This is a genomic window from Paenibacillus terrae, from assembly GCF_000943545.1.
Classification (GTDB): domain Bacteria; phylum Bacillota; class Bacilli; order Paenibacillales; family Paenibacillaceae; genus Paenibacillus; species Paenibacillus terrae_A.
Window position 1 is genome coordinate 35,970 of record NZ_JTHP01000023.1, and the last position, 21,974, is coordinate 57,943.

Annotated in this window: 18 protein-coding genes and 1 pseudogene; 13 read left to right on the plus strand and 6 right to left on the minus strand. The window is 47.9% G+C overall.

All coding sequences use genetic code 11. From position 1 onward, the window contains the following. Positions 1 to 101: 101 nt before the first annotated feature. Positions 102 to 1,016 carry a M15 family metallopeptidase gene (locus QD47_RS13055; RefSeq protein WP_044646541.1) on the plus strand — a complete coding sequence of 305 codons (915 nt, stop codon included), beginning with the start codon at positions 102 to 104 and terminating at the stop codon, positions 1,014 to 1,016. Positions 1,017 to 1,652: 636 nt separating this feature from the next. Next, on the plus strand, positions 1,653 to 4,790 hold the full coding sequence (locus QD47_RS13060) for a hybrid sensor histidine kinase/response regulator (RefSeq protein ID WP_044646542.1): 3,138 nt from the start codon (positions 1,653 to 1,655) through the stop codon (positions 4,788 to 4,790). A gap of 52 nt (positions 4,791 to 4,842) precedes the next feature. On the opposite strand, the gene QD47_RS13065 is transcribed toward QD47_RS13060, so the two are convergent. Then, the gene (locus QD47_RS13065) at positions 4,843 to 5,061 is read right to left on the minus strand and encodes a hypothetical protein (RefSeq protein WP_152643803.1); all 219 of its coding nucleotides are present in this window, start codon (positions 5,059 to 5,061) and stop codon (positions 4,843 to 4,845) included. Between the two features lie 630 nt (positions 5,062 to 5,691). Between QD47_RS13065 and QD47_RS13070 the strand changes: the two genes are divergently transcribed. After that, entirely contained in the window at positions 5,692 to 6,768 is a 1,077-nt protein-coding gene (locus tag QD47_RS13070; protein WP_044646544.1) for a Gfo/Idh/MocA family protein, read from the plus strand. A gap of 90 nt (positions 6,769 to 6,858) precedes the next feature. Here the strand turns inward: QD47_RS13070 and QD47_RS13075 are convergent, their stop codons facing one another. Both QD47_RS13075 and QD47_RS13080 read right to left on the minus strand, forming a co-directional pair. Next, entirely contained in the window at positions 6,859 to 7,359 is a 501-nt protein-coding gene (locus QD47_RS13075) for an NAD(+) diphosphatase (RefSeq protein ID WP_044646545.1), read from the minus strand. A gap of 139 nt (positions 7,360 to 7,498) precedes the next feature. After that, the gene (locus QD47_RS13080) at positions 7,499 to 8,968 is read right to left on the minus strand and encodes an MFS transporter (RefSeq protein WP_044646546.1); all 1,470 of its coding nucleotides are present in this window, start codon (positions 8,966 to 8,968) and stop codon (positions 7,499 to 7,501) included. A 164-nt stretch (positions 8,969 to 9,132) separates the two neighbouring features. On the opposite strand from QD47_RS13080, the gene QD47_RS13085 reads away from it, so the two are divergent. Both QD47_RS13085 and QD47_RS13090 read left to right on the plus strand, forming a co-directional pair. Next, positions 9,133 to 9,555, plus strand: a complete 423-nt coding sequence (locus tag QD47_RS13085; RefSeq protein ID WP_044646547.1) for a MarR family winged helix-turn-helix transcriptional regulator — start codon at positions 9,133 to 9,135, stop codon at positions 9,553 to 9,555. A 175-nt stretch (positions 9,556 to 9,730) separates the two neighbouring features. Further along, entirely contained in the window at positions 9,731 to 10,882 is a 1,152-nt protein-coding gene (locus QD47_RS13090) for a glycosyltransferase (RefSeq protein WP_044646548.1), read from the plus strand. 203 nt (positions 10,883 to 11,085) lie between these two features. Here QD47_RS13090 and QD47_RS13095 read toward each other — a convergent pair whose 3' ends face one another. The 3 genes and pseudogenes from QD47_RS13095 to QD47_RS34385 all read right to left on the minus strand — a co-directional run. Next, entirely contained in the window at positions 11,086 to 11,514 is a 429-nt protein-coding gene (locus QD47_RS13095; protein ID WP_044646549.1) for a DUF3995 domain-containing protein, read from the minus strand. A 12-nt stretch (positions 11,515 to 11,526) separates the two neighbouring features. After that, positions 11,527 to 12,081, minus strand: coding sequence for a TetR/AcrR family transcriptional regulator (locus tag QD47_RS13100; RefSeq protein ID WP_044646550.1), 555 nt, complete (start codon positions 12,079 to 12,081; stop codon positions 11,527 to 11,529). A 354-nt stretch (positions 12,082 to 12,435) separates the two neighbouring features. After that, a pseudogene (locus QD47_RS34385) lies at positions 12,436 to 12,790 on the minus strand (hypothetical protein); the annotation flags it as partial. A 68-nt stretch (positions 12,791 to 12,858) separates the two neighbouring features. On the opposite strand from QD47_RS34385, the gene QD47_RS13110 reads away from it, so the two are divergent. From QD47_RS13110 to QD47_RS31620, 8 genes are all read left to right on the plus strand, one after another. After that, the gene (locus QD47_RS13110; RefSeq protein WP_044646552.1) at positions 12,859 to 13,668 is read left to right on the plus strand and encodes a histidinol-phosphatase HisJ family protein; all 810 of its coding nucleotides are present in this window, start codon (positions 12,859 to 12,861) and stop codon (positions 13,666 to 13,668) included. A gap of 156 nt (positions 13,669 to 13,824) precedes the next feature. Beyond that, positions 13,825 to 15,801, plus strand: a complete 1,977-nt coding sequence (locus QD47_RS13115) for a BglG family transcription antiterminator (protein WP_044646553.1) — start codon at positions 13,825 to 13,827, stop codon at positions 15,799 to 15,801. A gap of 2 nt (positions 15,802 to 15,803) precedes the next feature. Next, positions 15,804 to 16,253, plus strand: coding sequence for a PTS sugar transporter subunit IIA (locus QD47_RS13120; RefSeq protein WP_044646554.1), 450 nt, complete (start codon positions 15,804 to 15,806; stop codon positions 16,251 to 16,253). Positions 16,254 to 16,308: 55 nt separating this feature from the next. Continuing rightward, positions 16,309 to 16,623 (plus strand): PTS fructose transporter subunit IIB, encoded by a 315-nt coding sequence (locus tag QD47_RS13125; RefSeq protein WP_044646555.1) that lies wholly within the window; start codon positions 16,309 to 16,311, stop codon positions 16,621 to 16,623. Between the two features lie 37 nt (positions 16,624 to 16,660). Beyond that, the gene (locus QD47_RS13130; RefSeq protein WP_044646556.1) at positions 16,661 to 17,710 is read left to right on the plus strand and encodes a PTS fructose transporter subunit IIC; all 1,050 of its coding nucleotides are present in this window, start codon (positions 16,661 to 16,663) and stop codon (positions 17,708 to 17,710) included. A gap of 166 nt (positions 17,711 to 17,876) precedes the next feature. Further along, positions 17,877 to 19,157 carry a class II D-tagatose-bisphosphate aldolase non-catalytic subunit gene (locus QD47_RS13135; RefSeq protein WP_044646557.1) on the plus strand — a complete coding sequence of 427 codons (1,281 nt, stop codon included), beginning with the start codon at positions 17,877 to 17,879 and terminating at the stop codon, positions 19,155 to 19,157. Between the two features lie 89 nt (positions 19,158 to 19,246). Next, positions 19,247 to 21,283, plus strand: a complete 2,037-nt coding sequence (tkt, locus tag QD47_RS13140; protein WP_044646558.1) for a transketolase — start codon at positions 19,247 to 19,249, stop codon at positions 21,281 to 21,283. A gap of 367 nt (positions 21,284 to 21,650) precedes the next feature. After that, positions 21,651 to 21,830, plus strand: coding sequence for a hypothetical protein (locus QD47_RS31620; protein WP_152643805.1), 180 nt, complete (start codon positions 21,651 to 21,653; stop codon positions 21,828 to 21,830). Positions 21,831 to 21,974 lie beyond the last annotated feature (144 nt).

Below are 21,974 nucleotides of genomic sequence, written 5' to 3' on the forward strand. Positions count from 1 at the left end.
TGGATAACGGCTTCGAAGAGTGTCGGAAGTTCAGTTACAATAGGGGAACGGAAAACCATAGTAAGCCATGCATCAAATGTAATATTGGAGGAGATATCCGCATGAAACAACATATGCAACAGAAACGGACCCCTCAGCGCTGGAGCAAAGCGCTTATCCCGGGACTGATCCTGCCGGGGCTGCTGTTGGCAGCGTGCCAGCAGGGAGGTTCGGGTGGGCAGGAAAGCGAGCCGCTGAAATCATCCCCGACGACACAGGAGAGCGTGCAGCCTGCCACCCAGTCGAATGCGGGCAATAGTAGCGGTACTGAAACGGGTACTGGACAAGCCTCGGTGGGTACAGGAAGCGGACAGGCAGATCCCGTGATGGCGCTACGAAGCGAGAGTGCGCTGCAAGCCACGGTGAAGGAAGATGGGGGGACTGCCATTGTCACCAACGCTACGTCTGATACCGTCGTGGTGAACAAAAAGCGCAGCTTGCCTGTAGGCTATGCCCCGGACGATCTGGTGGAGCCGAAGGTACCTTTTTCCTTCGAAGGTCCGCATGAGAAGCGGCATATGCGCAAGGAAGCGGCAGAGGCGCTGGAGAAGCTGTTCGACGGTGCGAAGAAGGACGGCATTGAGCTGCATGCTGTATCGGGATACCGTTCCTATAAGCGTCAGGTTTCCATTTTCAACAACAATGTGAAGACAAAGGGGCAGGAATATGCCTCTAAAGTCAGTGCGGTACCGGGTACAAGCGAGCACCAGACAGGATTGGCGATTGATGTGTCCAGTCCAAGCGTAGGCAATGTGCTGGAGCAATCCTTCGGAGCCTCCAAGGAAGGCGAGTGGCTGGAGAAGCATGCGCCGGAATACGGATTTATTATTCGTTATATGAAGGACAAGGAAGATGTGACTGGCTATGTATACGAGCCTTGGCATATTCGTTATGTGGGAACTGACATCGCGGAGGATGTAGCCAAGCAGGGAATGACGCTGGAGGAATATTTTGACGAGAAGAATATCAAGCTGTAGTAGCTGAGAACAAAGCCGTAATCCTGGGGATTGCGGCAGCAGCGGCTATTCCTATGGCGGCTCGCGTAGCCGATCTCATTCCGGGGGCTAGGATGAATATGGGGACCATTAGAATCGTAGAGCGGAATAAGAACCGAGAGACTTTAAAAATTCGCACGAGAATTGTTTCGGACAAGCGTCAAAATAAAAGAACCATCGGTGTTCACTCCACACCGATGGTTCTTATTTACCGCTATCACATATTAATTCCAACCGTGATTAGAAGGTGAAAAAGTTGTGATTGATCCGCTGGTAAAACCACTTAGGGGTACAATACTAACAAGAGCGAATATCACCATCACAGATACTAATGCCTTCTTCATGCTTCAACAGCTCCTAAAAAAGGTTTTGATACTGCTCTATTTGCTCATTTGAAGCATACTGCCGATAAACTTCAAATAGTACAACAAACTTTTTGAAGTCCGCATCATTAATCATATTATATGATGTTAAAAACAGTAAAATAAGCTCTACAGAATCTTGATACCTTTGATGTTACCTGCTCTCTTTAGCAGCCAAGCAAGAGAATGGCTAAATCCTATGCTATAATGTAAAGAATTAACAATAAAGAGCGGTCAAAAGAGGTTTTATTCATTTATGACAAAATTGATGAACGTCATGCAGGCAAAGCATATAACACTTTTTAAATATATAACAATCATGCTGTTTATTTTTGCTGCATTAGTCGGCATGAGATGGGCGTGGTCTGTCGTTTTTCCCGTATCCGACCACCAGCCCCGTGCTGTTGGCGGCGTGCTTGACCTGCGCGGTATTGATCTGGAAAATTCCCCTGTGCTCTATTTGAATGGAGAATGGCAGTTTTATCCTGAAAATTTTGTTACGGGAGACGAGTTTCTGGAGAAGGAACCCGAAGCAAGCCATGTTACCGTACCAGGTGACTGGGGGAGCGCGCTTCAGCAGCATTCAAACAACTCGTACGGGTATGGAACGTATCGTCTTCGCATTTTGATTGATTCGCTTCAGACTCCTGTTTCATTCTGGTTTAAAAAAATTCAGGCGGCATCGGAAATTGAAATTAACGGAAAAAATTTTGCCATTATGGGCAAGCTAGCCGACGCTGCAAATGAATATACACCCAAAAGCATCTCTTTTACCTCTACTTATGACACAGAAGGAGTGACCGAGATTGAACTGGTCATTCGTGTGGCCAATTTCGACAACCCCTATAAGGGCGGCATTGTAACTCCGATTCGCTTTGGCACTGCGGCCACTATTGATTTTGTGCGCTGGTACTCGATTGGATTTCAGCTGTTCATTTTTCTTATTCTGCTGCTTCATTGCCTGTATGCTTGCATTCTCTATCTATTCAGCTCAAAAGAGAGGACCTTGTTGATCGCAGCGCTGTTAACGATATCCGTTGGCATTACGATTCTAGTAAGTCACGATAATATACTCTTGTTATGGCTGCCGATTAACTATACATGGGCAATCAAAATTAGACTGATCTCTCTGCTGTGGCAAAATGTGTTTCTGCTTCTGCTATTCAAAAGTTTCAACGCGGCCCCGCTGCGAGAAAAATGGCTCCAAACCTACATTGCAGCGAATGTTGCTCTTACCGGCATTTTCTTGGTCTCACCAGCCAATATTGCTTATACAATCGTCCATTTCAATGTATTTCATACGATTAATTTCATATCATTCGTCTGGTTTATATACATAGTAGGAACGATGATTTTGCAAAAAAATAAAGATAATGACGTCATTTTCTTGCTGTTCTCCGCAGCAAACATCTTATCCAACTTACTGTGGAGTATTGCTGAGAGCGCAAGAGATGTTACGACCGTCTACTATCCCATCGACATTATTTTTGCTATTACCGGCTTTTCGGCCTATTGGTTTAAAAAGTATTTTCGAAATTCGATAGAAAACATGGAATTGAACAAGCAGCTACAAAAAGCGGATAAAATTAAGGACCAGTTTTTGGCTAATACGTCCCATGAGCTCCGCACGCCGCTGCACGGTATTATGAACATCGCATATAACGTTGTCACCAAAGAGAAGACCAGGCTTGCGAAAAGCAGCCTTGAAGATATGCAGCTGCTCATTACGATCAGCAGACGGATGTCACAGCTGCTTGGCGATCTTCTCGATGTCGTTCGGCTTCAGGAACAGCGCATTGTTTTGCAGCGGGAGCCCCTCAGCATTCAGTCCATCGCTCCTGGCGTTGTCGCAATGCTGCAATTTATGAAGGAAAGCAGGCCAATCGAACTGCATATGGAGATACCGGAATCGCTGCCTTTGGTACTGGCGGATGAGAAAAGGCTCGTTCAAATTTTGTATAACCTGCTGCATAATGCGCTTAAATATACCGAGGAGGGAAGCATCTCCGTCTCAGCCGAAATTCGGGACAGGCAGGCTGTTATTCATATTGCCGATACGGGGCCCGGCATGGATGAGGCGACCCAGTCGCGTATTTTTCTCCCTTATGAGCAAGGCTCTGATGGAATAAGCGGTGAGCAGGGCATCGGACTGGGCTTAAGCATTTGCAAGCAGCTTGTCGAGCTGCATAATGGCGACTTGACGGTTCGCTCCAAATTGGGAAAGGGCTCCGTTTTCAGCTTTAATCTGCCTTTAGCAGACGCAGCAGATTTTGAACCCAATCAGGTCCCTATTGCTCAGGCACAAACGAAGGGAATAATAGATGAGGTGCCTGCCGACTTTCTTTTTCCGCACTCCATTGGGGAAATGGAAGCTGCCGCCGCACTGCCGCCGCTGTTAAAGGAGGACAAAGCCTATATAATTGCCGTTGATGATAATCCGGTCAACCTAAATGTTCTTGTCAGTATCCTTTCAACGGAGCCTTATAACATTACTACCGCTCGTTCCGGACGGGAGGCGATGGAATTGCTGGGGACCAGGCAGTGGGATCTGCTCATAGCCGATGTTATGATGTCGCAAATGTCCGGCTATGAATTAACACAGAAGGTTAGAGAGCAGTTTTCCATGTCAGAGCTTCCTGTGCTGCTCCTTACCGCACGCAGCCAGCAATCGGACATTTACACCGGATTTTCAGCAGGGGCAAGCGACTATGTGACGAAGCCCGTAGACGCTTTGGAGTTAAAATATCGGATCAGGGCATTGATAGCCCTAAAGCAATCCATTAAAGAGCGTCTACGTATGGAGGCTGCCTATTTGCAAGCGCAAATCCAGCCCCACTTCCTATTCAACACCCTTAATTCGTTAATGGCGTTAAGCGATATCGATACGGAAAGCATGCGCAAGCTGGGTGAGGCCTTCTCGTCCTTTTTACGAATTAGCTTTGATTATCTCAATACGGGGGAGTTAGTAGAGCTGGCCCATGAACTCGCGCTCGTTGAAGCCTATCTATACATCGAAAAAACGCGGTTCGGGGATCGGCTGTCGATTAAATGGGAGGTGGAGACGGGCATGCGGCTGCTGCTTCCTCCGCTCTCAATTCAGCCGCTGGTCGAAAACGCCGTCAAACACGGTCTTCTCAGCCGAAACGCAGGCGGTACGATTCAGCTGTCCATTACTCGCCGGGAGGGCTTCACCCTTATTGAAGTTAAAGATAACGGCAAGGGAATGGAGCAGGAAAAGGTCAATCAATTGCAAAATGCGGCTCAGAGTGAAAAAGCAGGCATTGGCATCCCTAATACGAATCGGCGATTGCAGCAGCTGTACGGTCAAGGCTTGTCGATCGTGAGCCGTGTTAATGAAGGAACAACCGTGTCGTTTGTTATTCCGGATAGATAGTAACAAGGCTCACGTCCTGGACAGGGATGATACCATGACGTGAGCCTAAATTCTAATTCGAATCCTGATCAAACATATATAAATAAACATCCTCCAAATTCGGCTTTACGGATCGCACATCCCCTTCTATCGGCTTGCTATCACTAACGATTCGAACACAGGCACCGCCGTTTTCACTTGTAATATTGCTTGCTTTATATTGCTCTTGCACATGAGCCAAGGCGTTTTCTTCTATCTGCACTTCAAATACTTTTTCTTTCATACGCTCCAAAATCTGCTGAGGCTCCTCCTGCAAGACAAGTTTTTCTGCCTTGATAAAATAACCTGCTTGGCGATAAACTCAATGTCAGAAACAACATGAGTTGCTAGAATGACTATTTTATTCAGAGCGATCGTCGTTGAAATTTCCCCCTTCTCATACGCCTGCCTAATATTGTCCTGCCTGCTAGGGAACTGCTCAAATTGCCGCTTCTCTTCTTGCATAGATGTTTAGCATAGTAAATAGCCCGATGATATAACAATCTAAAATAGTGAGTTCTATTTGTAGCGTCTTCGAGATTTCCAAAATCCTCAATTTTTTCTGAGAATCTTTCAAGTAGATCATCTACATTAACCGAATGAAGCGAAGCTGTCTCCATGATCGTGACGAGTCCGGGTAATAACTCTTCCGGATTATCTTCTAAAAATTGAACAGGTAGGTACATTTTTAATGTGAATTGGTATAGAGAAGGTGTGAAAAAGATCTGCGAAACCGACATCGGAATTGCAGGTCTTTTTTTATTTTATGGACCACTTTCGTTTCTGTGGGGACTATTCTGCAAAGCTACGGGTGATACTGCATAGCAAAAAGGAGTTTGATACAGGCATTAAGCCAAATTGAAGAGAAAGGAATTCTGATCACATGAGTACCTCCATCTCCCCAACCAAACCCATTCATATGGGTGTCATCGGCCTGGGCCTTATCGCTGAATATCACATTAGATCCCTGCAAACCATCTCGGGGGTTTCTATTGTGGCCATTAGTGATGTGAACCCCAATCGCCTTCAACTGCTGGGTAAGCAATTGCAACTGCCTGTTTCCAAGCAATATCCCCATTATGAAGCCTTAATCCGTGACCCGAAGGTGGATGCGATTCTGTCGCTGACACCCAACGATGTACATTTTGACATTATTCGTATTGCACTGGAAGAACACAAAGCCGTACTGGCGGAAAAACCGTTGACACTCACGTGGGAGGAAGCGGATCAGTTGAAAAAGCTGTATACAGCGAACCCGGTGCCTTTTCTGGTTCATTATAAGCATCGTTACGGCGCTGCTTTCCAATATGCCAAGCAATTGCTGGATGAACACAGGCTGGGCAACATCTATAACATTCAATTTCGATATCTGATGGATGCATTCTCACCATATCGTCAACATCCGTATACATGGCGCCATAATTTAGCGAAGGCAGGCTCCGGGGTCGTGGGCGATACAGCCTCGCATATTATTGACCTGGCCCGTTTTCTGGTGGGTGAATTTAAAAGCGTCGCGGCGCTGCTACATACGATTACACCCGAGCGGCCTGATCCGGTCACAGGTCTGCCTGTAAAAGTAGATGTGGAAGACTTCGCTGCTTTCCATGGAATCATAGGGGATAATACCGCCGGCACGTTCATCACCCACAAAAATGCCATTGGCAAACGCCACGATATCGAAGTTGATATCTATGGCGAACTCGGTGCGCTGCACGCCAGTCTCAACAACCGGGAAAATGTTCGCATTGTGCTGCGAGATCTGGAGCACCCGGATGCCGAATACGAGTCTTGGACGGTCCCTGCAATCTATGATCATACGGCCTATGGAGACTTCGTGAAGCTGGCAAGGGGAGAGTCCGTGGATCGTGCCCCATTGTTCGAGGACGGGTACAAAAACCAATGGGTCCTCGAACAAATACTGCAATCCTGGAAAGAGAATGGACGTTTAGTGGAAGTGTAGGGGCAAGCATACCAAACTGTGGCCCATAAGATGGAGTCCTGAAAGGAGTGACCCTCTTGCGGATCACAGTTCCGCTCGGTTTGCATCCATTCAAATGATTCCTGCTTCGATCTTTTGAATAATGGTCAGCAGGAAGGATTCAGCCAAGCTGTTTTTCAAAACAGCCTGTTTGGCTTCCTCCAGCGTAAACCAACGTGCTTGGTCTACCTCTGCACTGAGAGCATCCAGCTTGTCATCGTTCACAATGGATACAAAATTCAGCATCAGCGTATGGGTTCGTTCAAAATACTCGCTGCGCATATATTTATACTCATCCACTTGCAATCCCACTTCTTCCATAACCTCACGCACCAATGTCTGCTCGGCGGATTCGCCCTTGTTCACATAACCAGCCAGCAAAATAAAATCCTTGATATTGTACTGTTGTATGAGCAACACTTTATCTCTCTGCCGATTGATTACAGCGGTGCTAATTGCAGTGCTGAATATCGGGAACCGAAAGACCTGACATGTATTGCAATAAGGAATAGGGCCTTCGCCTTCACACTCTTTCACCATTAGTTTTGTTCCACATTCATAGCAATACTTCATCTAAGCGCCACCTTATATCACATTTTCAAATTGTAAATGTTGCTTGTTATTCCATGTTCGTACTTCGTACGGAATACTCATCATCTTAATTCCACAATAACTATTCTGTCTATGCGCGTTTTCGTTCCTCTCGACTCCTTTATTGCTTTTCCTCCTGTACCTTTGCCCGTCTGGACCCGATCAGCCGCCAGCCTGTCAGCAGTGCCGCCACCAGACAAATGGACGCGGAAGTCATAAAGACCACATGCATTCCTGATAGAAAAATTTCCGGGTGACCCGGAACCAACCCGGTGACTCGATAACCAGCCTCTTTGCTCATGATATAAAACAGGATCGACGTGGCCAAGGTAATCCCCACCACCATGCCGACGTTGCGGACCAGTGAATTGACACTCCCGGCTGAGCCGAGCTGCGTGCGGGGCACCTTGGACATGATTAGCGAATTGTTCGGCGATTGGAATAAACCACTGCCGATACCCAGCATAGCGATCCAAAGACCCACGAACGGAACGGGACTGCCTGCATGGAGACGAGCCAAGCCAATCTGGGCGACTACCATGACTACCAGTCCGGCAAAGGTGAGCAGTTCAGACCCGATTTTATCTGAAAGCGCACCGCTGAGAGGGGCAACGATAACCATGGAGATTGGAAACAGCATCAACAGGAACCCTGCATAAAAAGGCGACAGGTTCAGCATATTCTGCGCATAGAAAGGCGAAATGATATTAAAGCAGAAGTTAGCGGCGAATACGAGAAAAGCGCACAGAATACTGAGCGAGAACAACGGATTCTTGAATAAAGTGAGCTGCAACAATGGCTGTGGACGGCGAATTTCCACCCGAAGGAATACCGCAAAAGCAATCACAGCAATCACCAGCAAAGCAATGATGCGGCTGTCTCCATATCCGACCTGTTGTCCCAGCAGTAATCCGGCGAACAAAGTGAGGATAAAAACAGCAAACACCAGACTGCCGGGAACGTCGATCTTGTCTTTCACCTTGATCAGATCCTTTGGCAGCAGCTTCCAGCCGAGAAAAACGGCCACCAGACCAATCGGTACATTGACCCAGAAGATATATTGCCAGCCTAGCGAAGAGACGATAATACCACCCAAGCTGGGGCCCGCGATACTGCCGAGGGAAACGAAGGTTCCGATTAGGCCGAGTGCCTTGCCTCGTTCAGTGGAAGGGAAGATATCCGTGACGATTCCCTGGCTGTTGGCCATGGTCATGGATGCTCCGAGCGCCTGAATGATTCGGGAGATCAGCAGCATGGGCAACGAATGGCTGAGACCGCACAGCAGTGAGCCAAGGATGAACACGATCGTGCCGATCTTGAATATTTTAATTTTGCCGACAATATCTCCAAGCTTGCCAAAAAATAAAATGGCTGTACATATAGCCATCAAATAGGCTGTTGTGACCCATTCAATCTGTGCTACGGGTAAATTTAGCGTGCGGGACAACACGGGTAGAGCAATATTGACGATGCTTCCATCCAACGTAGACATAAACGTAAACAGATTCAATACAATCAAAATCATCCAACGTTTCTTCTGGATTTCACTATTTTCCTGATACGTTGCGGCAGCTGTAGCGGTTGAACTCATGATTAGCACCTCTTCATCGTTGACCATTACTATTTAGTTGCATGCGCAACTAAATGACGGTTCTAGTGTACAGCAAATTAGTTGCGTACGCAACAATAATGTTGTAAAATTTGCCTTGGTCCCACCTGAAGATTTGCCATTTTTAAGCCACTGAGGTGTATTTAATGAGAAAAAAACCGATTGGAAAGCTGATTTCCCACCTGTACCGGCGAAATCAAAAAATACTGTCCAAAAAACTGGCTCCTTATGGGATCGGAAGCGGGGGCCAACACAGCTTTTTAAAGCTTATTTTGCGGCGTCCAGGCATTACACAGGAACAGTTGACAAATGAACTCAAATTTGACAAAGCAACCACTGCGCGTTCTGTGAAACAATTGGAGGAATCGGGTTACATTGAGCGAGAAACGGACCCGAATGATCGACGCTCCCATCTTTTGTTCCCAACGGCCAAGGCATTAGAATTTTATCCTGTCTTGCAAGGAATCTTGGATGAGTTCAATGCTGATCTTGTACACAATTTATCTGATGAGGAAGAAGACCTGCTTATCGCCCTGCTGCAAAAGATTAGTATAGACCCTGGTGAATAAAGGTATACAGCGGAATCATTGGCCGCCCCCCATCGGCTCCAAAATACATCTCCAATAAAATCAAGCCTGTTTCAATCTTTAGAGGGTGTTTGACTATACCAGGCTAAAGTCATTGAATATATTGTTATCATTCATCTTAGTTAAAGGTTTTCTAAAAAATGGGGAGGAGATCACATTGGCTATCCGCTACAGCGTCGTCATTCCAACCTATAATCGAGCCCAGCAGCTGTTGCTCACGCTCGCTTCATTTGAAACACAAACCTATTCGAAGCATCTATTCGAAGTGATTGTAGCTGATGACGGTTCTACAGATGGAACGAAAGAAATGGTCGAAGGCTTCAAAGCATCCTATCCTCTTATCTATGTGTCCCATCCAGAACAACGCGGTCGATCTGCCGTTCGAAATTTGGGACTGCGCCGTGCCAAAGGGCTATACATCATCTTCTGTGATGCTGATTTTTTGGTGTTACCTGATTTTATTAGAATCGTGAGCCGTTATCACCGCAAATACCCCAAAGCCGTGCTTTCAGGCTTCCCTCACTCGTGGGATGATGCTTATACCCACTATTACCCTGACTTTTCCCCTGCGGAAAAAGAACATTTTCGTAATACACTTACACAATCCAACCTATGGAGTGCGGACTTTGAAGCAGCGAATGAAATTATTCCGTTAATAACGCCAGAAGATATCCTTCATCAAACGGATGCATTGTCCAAGGTTATGATCCCTTCCAGAGTTCCCCCAAATGTCAAAAAGCAATTTGCCAAAACGGATGTAGCTCCTTGGACGTTATTAGTTACACGTTGTGTATCCATCAGACGCAGCCATTTGGCTCGTATTGGAGGTTTCAATGAACGGTTTGTACTCTATGGACTCGAAGACTGGGACCTTGGCTACAGGCTGCATCGATTGAAAATCCCTTTTTATTGCATCAAAGAGGTAGTCGGATATCACCAGGAGCATCCAACCCACCTCAGAGGAAACGTTTTAAATATGGAAAATCTAAAAATTATGTTTGAAACCTACGGATTCAATGACTCCTCGTTAAATTTATTCGCCCTTGTACATCCATCCCTGGATTTGGAGACTTACAAAAATACGTTGCGGGTACTGCGCAGGGGAAGCCGATCCAAGCAAACACGTTCGTCAGCGCTGTTGTTGAGGAGAACACTGCGAATGGCAGCCAAGCAGTTCGTTCAACCAAACCATACCCATGCGTATAAAAAATCATTACGATGGATAAAAAAGAATGCAGAGGGTCGAAAAAGTCGAGTCGCTCACGTGTTACGAGACATGGTGCTGAAGTCTGAAAAGCTGGTAGAGTAGTATTGCTCGTTTTCAATGTGCAGCTCATACCCATCACATCTTCCCTATTGTGTGAAGGTAATTCAGGAAATGAAAAATCCACAATCTCACTCGATTGTGGATTTAGCAAAATGGAGGCGAGGGGAGTCGAACCCCTGTCCGAGATAACGACATATAAGCTTCTGCGAGTGTAGAGACAGCTTCAATATGACTACAGACCGTGTTTACTCCGTACGCAAGAACATAATGATTAAAATGGATGATCCCAAAAGGAAACAAAGGGGGGAATAGAGCACACGGTCCCATTTTGCAAAAACGGTTCCTTTCTTTCTCTTGAAGAACCCTACCCATTTGAAATCACCTATAGAACGTAAAATAAATAAACACGACAACAAGCCTGCTCCGTAGGAATAGAAGGAGTTGAAAAGCAGGAATTGTGTAACTCCCCCTAGTTCCAAGACGAACCAAGCGGCTAAAGCTAGTAAAATGGCTACAATCGCTGTACCTATTTTGGAGGGCTCAAAGAGCCTATCCGTTCCTGTGCTTGGAATCGCTGCCTTAATGCCGATTTTTCCACCGAATACCCAATATACATGCATGCCGCTCAGTACCAAAAGAATTCCGCCAACTGCCCATGTAAGTAACTCCAACATGTGACATCCTCCTTAAATTGAAATCCACTCCGTCCAAATCATGTGAATATGTTGCTGAATGGCTTCATCACTTAACGTCTCTTGTTTGTGCCGCTCATACCACCCTAAGTAATAATGGTACAACATCCATGATCTCTGGAAGGCTTTCTCTGGCTGCATACCCTTTTGTATTAATAACTGCTTCATAAACTCCGTTCTCATCTGTTCCACTTCATCCAGAATGGAGCGATACGTGTCATCCCTCAAAGACAGTTTCCGTAGATAAAACAGGAAGTCTCCCCGTTTCGTCGTACCGAACATCTGCGTCAGCAAGTCTCTGATCCGCTCATCTGCGGTAGCATGGATGATGGACGCTGCAATAACCTGTTGTGTTGTCTGTTCCTTCCACGTCTCAACAATCTGTCTAATATAGCTGCTGCGATTGTCAAAATACCAATAAAAACTGCTCTTGCTGCATCCTAAAGAAACAGCCATTTTTTCGATAACAAGCTGCTTGATTCCACCCTGTTCGAACCGTTCAATTCCTTCTTGGATCCATTGCTCTTCTGTGACAATGATTTTGGGCATCGTTCCTTCCCCCTCTCTTCTTTTTTTCTGTACGATACCGTCTAGATGGGTATTATATTACAGCGTTTTTTGAGTTGTGTAAATATATGTACATCCATTCTCACCACCAGATGATGAATGTGAGGAGTGAGACTTACATAAACATCCTCTGTCAATCGTCTGTGAAAATGTCACTTGTTAGAATAAAGGCCGCCTTACCAGGAGGCCTCGAAATAATAGTCATGTTACGAATCCATTGCGTCTTGGAAGACGCTCTGTTTTGTGTTACGCTTAAGCTGTTTTTGGGCATACGTGGCTTTCCACGGATGCGAGTATGCGGGTTTGCGTGGCTGCGCAGAGCTGCTTTTTCTTTTTAAGCTGGATGCCTTCATGTTCCCCAAGCAACTCGGCAAAATGGCAGCAATTACTGCCGTGATACTTCGACTTTTAGAGATCCCCGGCCCGATCCTTGAGATCCTCACTCAAGGCATGTATAGGTTTTTTTTCTCGATTTTTGTGGGCCAGGCCCTGTGCTCCCTTCTGAATGATACTTGTGCTCCAGCTGGATGATTTTCCGAACGGAAATCCCCAGCGCGATGGCTCCTTCCTAGTTGGTTATGTGTCCTGCAATGATCTTTTCGACGACGAGTACCTTTTTCAATTCTTGTCTGCTCCATGTGATTGCCCTCTGCCCCGGGGTGACATGATCACAGAAGAATAATAGTTCCATATATTGTAAGTTGACGATTTTAGTGAATATTTATATCCTTGTGACAAAAACAGAGTGGAGTGACTAAAATGACAATCTTTTTCCTGTCTGACTACCACGTACATACCCGCCATTCGTTCGATTCGCAGGCGGATATGTTTGACGTATGCCGCTCAGCCATGCAGCAGGGTATGACGGAAATCTGCTTTACGGAGCATTTTGCGGTGAATCCGAAGCTGCCGACATACGGACATATGAGCTTTGCTGATTATTTTGACAATATTACAGCCTGTCGTGAGGCCTGCTCGTCCCAATTGACCATCCGGGTCGGAATTGAGCTGTGTGAGCCTCACCTGATGATGGACGAATATGCTGATGAGCTGCGGGATTTGCCACTGGATATGATTCTGGGCTCAGTGCATAACATGAACGAGAAGACGCTGCGGACGTTCCTAAAAGAGAATGAGCATACTGGAGTAGACGTGTATGAAGCTTACTTTCTAGAGGTGCTGAATCTGGTGCGGCATGCGGACATCGATATCATTGCCCACCTGGATCTGCTGAAGCGTTATGCACACGGCAGTGTGGGACATTATTCCTTTGCCGCCTATGCCGAGCTGCTGGAGACGGTGCTGAAGACCGCCATATCCCGCGGCATCGGGATTGAGATCAATACCTCGGGCATACGGGGCGGAGTGGGTAGTCCTTTTCCCTCGCCGGAGGTACTGCGCTTGTACAAGCAGTTGGGGGGAGAACTGCTGACGATTGGCACTGACTCGCATAAGGTGGAGGACACAGGTGCCGATCTGAAGGAGGCTTATGCGCTGGCTAAACAATGCGGCTTCCATTACGTATTTACGTACGCCAACCGCAAGCCTATGGCTGTGAAACTGGATTAGCTGGGCTGAATGCAGCGAAGCAGAGTTATCTTTTTTCAAGAACTTGTTGCAATGCTTTGGTATTCAGGAATCATGGTCGCAAATCTATAATCAAGTCATACAGAGGAGATGCATAAGGCTCAGGCTATCAGAAGTTCGCCTAAAAGGAGAATGAACATGAACGATCTGTCTTCTCGCCAGAAGAAGCTGCTGCAAATGTTGATCAGTGAAACAGAGTACAGACCGATATCATTATTTGCCCGAGCCCTGCAGGTTTCTGAACGTACAGTCCATAACGATTTGAATGAATTGAAAAATGTACTGGACGGGAAGGAAGCCACTCTGAATAAGCAGCCGGGCATTGGGATACAGCTTCATGCTACGGCATCAGCCAGGCTGCGATTGTTGAATATGGCCGCCTCTGGCAGTGAGGGGGATGACCCGTTGTCCACCGGGGTCAGAAGATGCCAGATGGCCATGCAGATGCTAAGTACCGGGAAGACAACCTCCGTTCAGAAATTGTCGGAAGCCTATTATGTAAGCCGTACTTCTATCGTGGCCGATCTGGAATGGATAGAGCGTTGGGGAAGCAATTATAACCTGACGCTCGTCAAGAACAGAATTGGTACGCAACTCGCTGGTAAGGAGGAGGATATCCGCAAAGCGCTGTATGCCGCAGTCGTCATGCTAATGGCCGATGGCCCAGGAGAGCCTTACAATCTCACAAAAGGTGGGCGCCTGAACACCGCAACCCGTAATAAGCTTGCCGGATTGTTTGGTGACAACGAGGTGATGAACATTGAAGGGATTGTTAACAATGCGGAGCAGATGCTGTCATACCGCTTTAACGACTATTCGTATATGAACCTGTTGATTCAATTGTTGATTCTTGTGAACAGACTCAGGCTGAATCGACAGATAGAGCTTGACGATACCACTATTGTAAACGCTTCAAATGTAGCGGAATCCCTAGCTGACCAGATCGCCCTTCATTTTCAAGTGGATATTAATGATAAAGAGAAGATGTGCATTAACTTCTATCTCATGTCGTCCGGTATGGATAATCCGCTAGTGAGTTCCAAGGATGCCTGGCTTGAGAGTGTAGATGAGGACATGAAGATTTTGGTAAAGGATATGATTCGGCTATTTTCGGAAATGATGAAAGTGGATTTCAGCGAAGAAACAGTACTGTATCAAGGGCTTTTGATGCACATCAAGCCGATGATCCATCGGCTGCGGCATTCCTCCGGGGTGAAGAATCCGCACCTTGACGAGATTAAGCAGCAGTATGGGGCAATGTTTGCTGCTACCTGTCTGATCAGCTCCTCCATCGAGCATAATTACGGCATTCGCATGAACGAGGATGAGATTGGATATCTCACCATCCATTTTCAGGCGGCGATGGAGAGAAATGCTAGCATCAAGAAGACCATCATTGTGTGTTCCGGGGGGATCGGCACGTCGCAGCTAATTGCCAATAGAATCCAGCGCTTTGTTCCCCAAATCCAGATTGCCGACATTTTACCATTAAGCCGATTCGAGCAAACAGACCTGGCAGGAATAGATTTTGTGATCTCCACCGTTCCGATTGAACTGCATGATGACACACCCGTAGTTACGATATCGCCGCTGGTCAGCAAAAAAGATATTCAGAATATCAATTACTTTTATCTGGATTATGTGTACGAACGAGAAAAGCAAACCTACAATCCCGTATATTTGTCTCGGGTATTGCTTCCCGAGCTGTGTGTGGCTGGAGCGAAGGTGAGCAGCCGGGAAGAGGCGGTCGCAAACCTGACTAATAGGATGCATGAAATGGGTTTTATTAACAGTGAGTTTGAAGCAACCGTCTTTAGACGCGAGGCCCTTACACCTACGTCACTCGGCAATGGAGTAGCGATTCCGCATGGAGAGGTGGACCATGTTCTCCAATCCAAGATCGCGGTAATGTCCATTCCCGAAGGAGTGGATTGGGGAGGAGAGCAGGTATATATCGTATTCTTGATCGCACTCAAGCTCGATGATGAACTTTCGGCCAAGGAAATTCTGAACGATCTGTACAATCTGCTGGACTCCGACTACAACATGAACAGACTGCGCATCTGTCAGGATCACCAAAGACTCTACGAGCTTCTTGCCGGAAAGGGGGAATAGACATGGTTATAGACAAACAATTGATTTTGCTGGACGTGGAGGCAGAGAACAAGGAGGAGGCTATTCAGGAACTGGGACAACGAGCTTTTGATCTGGGCAGGCTGTATTCCTTGGAAAACTATTTGCAAGCGGTTTCACTAAGGGAGGATGAATATCCTACCTCCGTAGGTTATTCCGTGGCAATTCCCCATGGGAAAAGTTCAGCGGTGAAGGAGCCTTTTGTGGTATACGGCAAATTGAAGCATTCCATCGTATGGAACCATGAAGAAGAGGATGCTACAGTGAATACCATTTTTCTCTTGGGGGTACCCCCAAAATATCCAGGCAATATTCATTTGAAGATTCTGGCTAATCTAAGCAGGAACATTATGGAGGAAGAATTCCGGGAAAGGCTGTTTCAGTCGGATTCGGTCAACGAGGTGTACGGCCTACTGGGACAAATTCACGAGTAAATCAGCATCAGATCAATCAAGAAATCAAATCAGTCAGATCAAGGAGGCTAACACCATGAATATTGTCGGTATCACAGCATGTCCAACCGGAATTGCCCACACGTACATGGCCCAGTCTGCATTGCTGAAAAAGGCCAAGGAGTTGGGACACAGTATCTCGATTGAAACACAGGGCGCGATGGGCATTGAGAGTGAATTGAGCAAGAAGGACATCGCTGCAGCGGATGTAGTGATTCTGGCTGTCGGCTGTGCCGTGGATAAGCTGGAGCGGTTTGAAGGCAAGCCGGTGCTGAAGGTAGAGATCAAGGACGCTATCTCCAAGTCAGCCCAGGTCATTTCTGACGCGGAACAACTGGCCAAGCAGCAGTGAAAATACACCATATTATGTCCAACAAGGGGGCATTCAGATGAAGGATAAAATTAAGGCGCTTAAGGATCACTTGATGACAGGTGTATCCTACATGATTCCGGCAGTTGTCGTCGGGGGCATATTCATTGCCCTGTCACTTGCTACTGGTACGGCCAGCGACAAAGGTATGGTCATTACGAACGAGTTCATGAAAAATATCAACTTCATCGGCGTCGCGGGCTTTACCATGATGATTCCGATTCTGGCGGGCTTCATTGCCTATTCGATCGCGGGCAAGCCAGCTCTAATACCAGGCATGATTGGAGGGTACCTGGCTAATACGCCGCTGGAAGGCAGCGGGGTCAAGGCGGGTTTCCTTGGAGCACTTATTCTTGGTTTGGCCGCCGGATTCCTGGTGAAATGGATTAAGACCTGGAAGGTTCCGACGATGCTGAGACCAGTCATGCCGATTTTCGTCATTCCGATCCTCAGCTCCATGATTATTGGTCTGGGCTACATTTATCTGCTGGCCAGCCCCATTTCCTGGATGATGACAGGTCTTACCGACACCTTGACAGGCATGACCGATTCCAGCCTGGTACTGCTGGCTATTATCCTCGGATGTATGATTGCCTTTGATATGGGGGGACCCATCAACAAAGTGGCCTGCATGTTCGCTTTCGGTCTGATGGCTGAGGGAGTCTATACTGTAATGGGCATAATTGCCATAGCCATCTGTACACCGCCACTGGGTATGGGTCTGGCTACACTCCTGAACAAGCGTAAATATTCGGAGCAGGAACGGGAATCAGGCAAAGCCGCACTCGCCATGGGGATGATCGGCATCACAGAAGGAGCCATACCATTTGCGGCAGGTGATCCTGTTCGGGTGCTTCCTTCCATCATGCTGGGGTCTGCCACCGGAGCCGTAATCGGTGCACTGGCGAAGGTAACGGATCATGCTCCGCACGGTGGCCCCATTGTACTGCCGGTTGTTGGAGAACGCCTGTGGTATGTAGTAGCCATTATAGTCGGAACTCTGGTAACGGCGTTAATGGTTAACCTGCTGAAGAAGAATATTCCGTCAGATACCGAATCCACTCCTTGATTTAACTGAGTCACCTCTATCTCCTATGGAGACTGTCGTGCCAAGTATTCCTGTACTGGAACTGTCCTATATCCAGGGAAATCATTACGTACGTCTACCGTGCTTCAACCGAACACTTGAATCATGTGTAAACTAACTCACATTCATTCACAGAGGAGAGATTAAGATGACAAAACCCAGCATTAACCAAGTGGTCACCACCGTTCTGAATTTGCGTGAAAAAGGGGAGCCGATAACATTACTCGGGATTGGACCGATGTCCTACAACCTGATCAAGGCCAGTCTGGAATTGGGCAAGGAAAAGAGCTTCCCTCTCATGTTCATTGCCAGCCGCAATCAGGTTGATGCCCGCGAGCTTGGCGGAGGCTATGTGTGCAACTGGGATCAGAAGTCCTTCGTCGCTGCGATCTCGGAGGTGGCGGAAGAAGTAGGCTTCGACGGTCTCTATTATATCTGCCGCGATCACGGCGGGCCGTGGCAGCGGGATAATGAGCGCAACGATCATCTGGGGGTAGAGGAGGCCATGAAGCTTGGCAAGCAATCCTATCTGGAGGATATCGTCAGCGGCTTCGATCTGCTCCACATTGACCCTACCAAGGACCCTTATGTGATGGGCAAGGTCGTACCGATGGACTTTGTCCTAACCAGAACAGTCGAATTGATAGCGTACTGCGAGGAAGAACGCCTGAAGCGCGGATTACCGGAAATTGGATATGAGGTGGGTACTGAAGAAACGAACGGCGGGCTAACCTCAACAGATAGCTACACGGCTTTTATCAAACAACTGAATCAGATACTCAAGGAAAAAGGATTGCCCAAACCAATCTTCATCGTCGGTCAAACAGGCACACTCGTCAAAAAGACCGAAAATGTAGGCACCTTCAACTCCAGCATTGCACTGAAGCTGGCTGACGCGGCCAAAGAGCTGGGTGTGGGCTTGAAGGAGCATAATGGTGACTATATTGCCGACGATATCTTGCTGCTGCATCAGGCTACCGGAATCACGGCTACCAATGTGGCACCGCAATTCGGGACGGAGGAGACACGGGCCTATCTGGAACTGGCCAAGGTAGAAGAGCAGCTCCTATCAGATGGTGTCATCTCCGCCAAATCGAATATAGGCCAGGTGCTGGCGCAAGAGGCCATCCAATGCCGCAGGTGGCAGAAATGGATGACGAATAATGAAGGTGATTTAAGCAATGAGGAAATTATCAGCAATGAGCAGCTTACACGGCAAATTCTCGATATTGCAGGTCATTATACCTTTAATAATGAATCCGTCAAACAGGAGATTGGCTTGCTGATCGACAACCTCAAGAAAGGTCATATTGACGGGGAACGGTTCGTCATCAACCGCATCAAGCGCTCGCTGAATGTGTATGTTGAAGGCTTCAATCTGGAGGAAAGTACAGCCAAAATTATGAACGAATTATCTGCCTTTGCCTGATGGGGTCGCTTCATAAACAGTGAAAGCATTACATGAAGTCTACTAACAACGTATTGTAGAGTTCGCGTTCTGTGTAAAGGAGAGATACAATGTTGAATTCGATGGAGATAGACCAGCTGTCTATAGACACGATTCGTACCCTGGCTATTGATGCTATCGAGAAGGCCAACTCCGGACATCCCGGCATGCCGATGGGCAGCGCACCGATGGGCTACCAGCTTTTTGCCAAGACAATGACCCACAACCCGGATAACCCTTCATGGATCAACCGCGACCGGTTTGTATTGTCGGCGGGACACGGGTCCATGCTGCTGTACGCTCTGCTGCATCTATGCGGCTACGATCTATCCATGGAGGATATACAGTCCTTCCGGCAATGGGGCAGTAAAACGCCGGGACATCCCGAGTACGGACATACTCCCGGAGTGGATGCCACCACAGGCCCGCTAGGCCAAGGTATAGCAATGGCGGTGGGTATGGCGGCTGCGGAAGCGCATATGGCGACTATATATAACAAACCTGGCTACAATCTGCTGGATCATTACACATTTGCTATTTGTGGTGACGGTGACCTCATGGAAGGAGTCTCTTCCGAAGCGTCTTCATGGGCCGGACATGTGCAACTGGGCAAGCTGATCGTGCTGTACGATTCCAATGATATCTCCCTGGATGGGGAACTGAGTCTCAGCTTCTCGGAGAATGTCCGGCAGCGCTTTGCGGCCTTCGGCTGGCATACCCTGCTGGTGGAGGACGGGAATCAGCTGTCTGCCATTGCCGCAGCGATTGAAGAGGGAAAGCGAGATGTTCGTCCGACATTGATTGAGGTCAAGACCGTGATCGGCTACGGCAGTCCCAACAAGCAAGGAAAGGGAGGCCACGGCGGACCTCATGGCTCGCCGCTTGGGCAGGAAGAAACGTGCTTGACCAAGCAAGCCTATGGCTGGCACAATGAGGAGGATTTCCACGTTCCTGCGGAGGTTCGTCAATTCTTCGCGGAGGTGAAGCGGCGCGGAGTGGCCGCAAATCAGGAATGGGACGGCAGCTTCGCCCTGTATGAAGCAGAGTTCCCGGAGCTGGCACAGAAGTTCAGACAAGCCATATCAGGGCAGCTTCCGGAGGGCTGGGACCAGCACCTGCCGGAGTATACGGAGCCTGATATGCCCCTGTCCACCCGGGTTGCCTCAGGTAAGGCCCTGAACGCGCTCAGCCCGGTTGTGCCGTGGCTGTTGGGAGGCTCGGCGGATCTGGAGAGCTCCACCATGACGCATCTGCATGCTGAATCAGTGTATCGTCCCGGTAATTATGCTGGCCGGAATATCTATTTCGGCATCAGGGAATTCGGCATGGGCGCCATCATGAACGGAATGGCTTTGCATGGCGGGGTGAAGGTATTTGGCGGGACATTCTTTGTGTTCACGGATTACCTGCGTCCGGCGATTCGCCTTGCGGCATTAATGAAGCTGCCGGTGGTATACGTGCTGACGCATGACAGCATAGCCGTCGGAGAGGACGGTCCGACCCATGAACCGATTGAGCAGCTGGCTTCCCTGCGGATTATTCCAGGGCTTACGGTCATTCGCCCTGCCGATGCCCATGAGACCTCGGCAGCGTGGGCTTACGCCATGGAGCACAACGAAGGCCCCGTCGCTCTGGTGCTGACCCGGCAAAACCTACCCTTGACCGTGCCTGATCTAGAGAAGGCCCGAACAGGTATCGGGCGCGGAGGCTATGTAGTGGCAGAAGCACAGGACGGCTGTCCCGTGGCACAATTGCTGGCTACAGGCTCCGAGGTGCAACTGGCGGTACGGGCTCAGGCTGCCCTGGCAGCAGACGGTATTCATGTGCGCGTCATCAGCCTGCCGAGCTGGGAGCTGTTCACACAGCAGGAGCAGGCTTATCAGGATTCCGTCATCCTTCCTGATGTGAAGGCGCGAATTGCATTGGAAATGGCGTCTTCCTTCGGCTGGGAACGCTATACGGGAGATCGTGGCACCATGCTGGGCATTGACCGCTTTGGCGCGTCGGCCCCGGGTGACCGACTGATTCAGGAGTATGGCTTTACGGTGGACAATGTAGTGTCGCACGTGAAGAAGGCAATTGAAATAGTAGGGCTCGATAGGCTATAGTGATGCAGCCTGTTATGAGTTCTTAAACAGCATGAGTTTAATGTGGATTGGAAGCACCCATTCGCCCTGAGACTTTTGTATATTGCTCCTGCAACACTCAATATAAGAGTGAGGATTTCACCTAAGCCACCTCTACACAGGTGGCTTATTTTACCGTTTACTATAACCCAACAAGCGTACTCCGCCATATATGTAGCTCACTCAGGATGAGCGCCGCAAGACTGTTCTGTTGCCGGTTTAGCTCACGCTCAGAAACACGCGGATAATGACAGCCATAAGAAGGATGGGCGCAGTGGGATCAACAGGATATGTTCCAACCTGTAGGGGATACCCTCGCCATTTCGCATATAAGCAGAGTAGTTCTCATTTGAGTTTAGAAGGAGTGCAATTCATCTCCTGCATACACCGTAAAGGACCAGGTCACTCCAAGCTGCAAGCCGTGCTGAAAACGAGCGAACAGCAACTTGTTACAGTGCTGCGTATTATTTCATATTGTTTGGAAGGATACAGAAGGCAGCGAACTGGTGCGAACCTCAAGCTCACATGAAATCCCTGGGACATTCGCACCTCAGATTTTGTCGAAAATATGTCGAATGTGAACATGTTGTGAACGAATGATGCTCCAAACTTATTAATTCTGATGTCATTTGGTCCAAAATGCGCTAAGATGGGCTTAACTTAAGCTCATTTT

Coding starts and splice junctions, on each gene's coding strand:
- QD47_RS13055 (WP_044646541.1), top strand. CDS start 102: ATGAAACAACATATGCAACAGAAACGGACCCCTCAGCGCTGGAGCAAA.
- QD47_RS13060 (WP_044646542.1), top strand. CDS start 1,653: ATGACAAAATTGATGAACGTCATGCAGGCAAAGCATATAACACTTTTT.
- QD47_RS13070 (WP_044646544.1), top strand. CDS start 5,692: ATGAGTACCTCCATCTCCCCAACCAAACCCATTCATATGGGTGTCATC.
- QD47_RS13075 (WP_044646545.1), bottom strand. CDS start 7,359: ATGAAGTATTGCTATGAATGTGGAACAAAACTAATGGTGAAAGAGTGT.
- QD47_RS13080 (WP_044646546.1), bottom strand. CDS start 8,968: ATGAGTTCAACCGCTACAGCTGCCGCAACGTATCAGGAAAATAGTGAA.
- QD47_RS13085 (WP_044646547.1), top strand. CDS start 9,133: ATGAGAAAAAAACCGATTGGAAAGCTGATTTCCCACCTGTACCGGCGA.
- QD47_RS13095 (WP_044646549.1), bottom strand. CDS start 11,514: ATGTTGGAGTTACTTACATGGGCAGTTGGCGGAATTCTTTTGGTACTG.
- QD47_RS13100 (WP_044646550.1), bottom strand. CDS start 12,081: ATGCCCAAAATCATTGTCACAGAAGAGCAATGGATCCAAGAAGGAATT.
- QD47_RS13110 (WP_044646552.1), top strand. CDS start 12,859: ATGACAATCTTTTTCCTGTCTGACTACCACGTACATACCCGCCATTCG.
- QD47_RS13115 (WP_044646553.1), top strand. CDS start 13,825: ATGAACGATCTGTCTTCTCGCCAGAAGAAGCTGCTGCAAATGTTGATC.
- QD47_RS13120 (WP_044646554.1), top strand. CDS start 15,804: ATGGTTATAGACAAACAATTGATTTTGCTGGACGTGGAGGCAGAGAAC.
- QD47_RS13125 (WP_044646555.1), top strand. CDS start 16,309: ATGAATATTGTCGGTATCACAGCATGTCCAACCGGAATTGCCCACACG.
- QD47_RS13130 (WP_044646556.1), top strand. CDS start 16,661: ATGAAGGATAAAATTAAGGCGCTTAAGGATCACTTGATGACAGGTGTA.
- QD47_RS13135 (WP_044646557.1), top strand. CDS start 17,877: ATGACAAAACCCAGCATTAACCAAGTGGTCACCACCGTTCTGAATTTG.
- tkt (WP_044646558.1), top strand. CDS start 19,247: ATGTTGAATTCGATGGAGATAGACCAGCTGTCTATAGACACGATTCGT.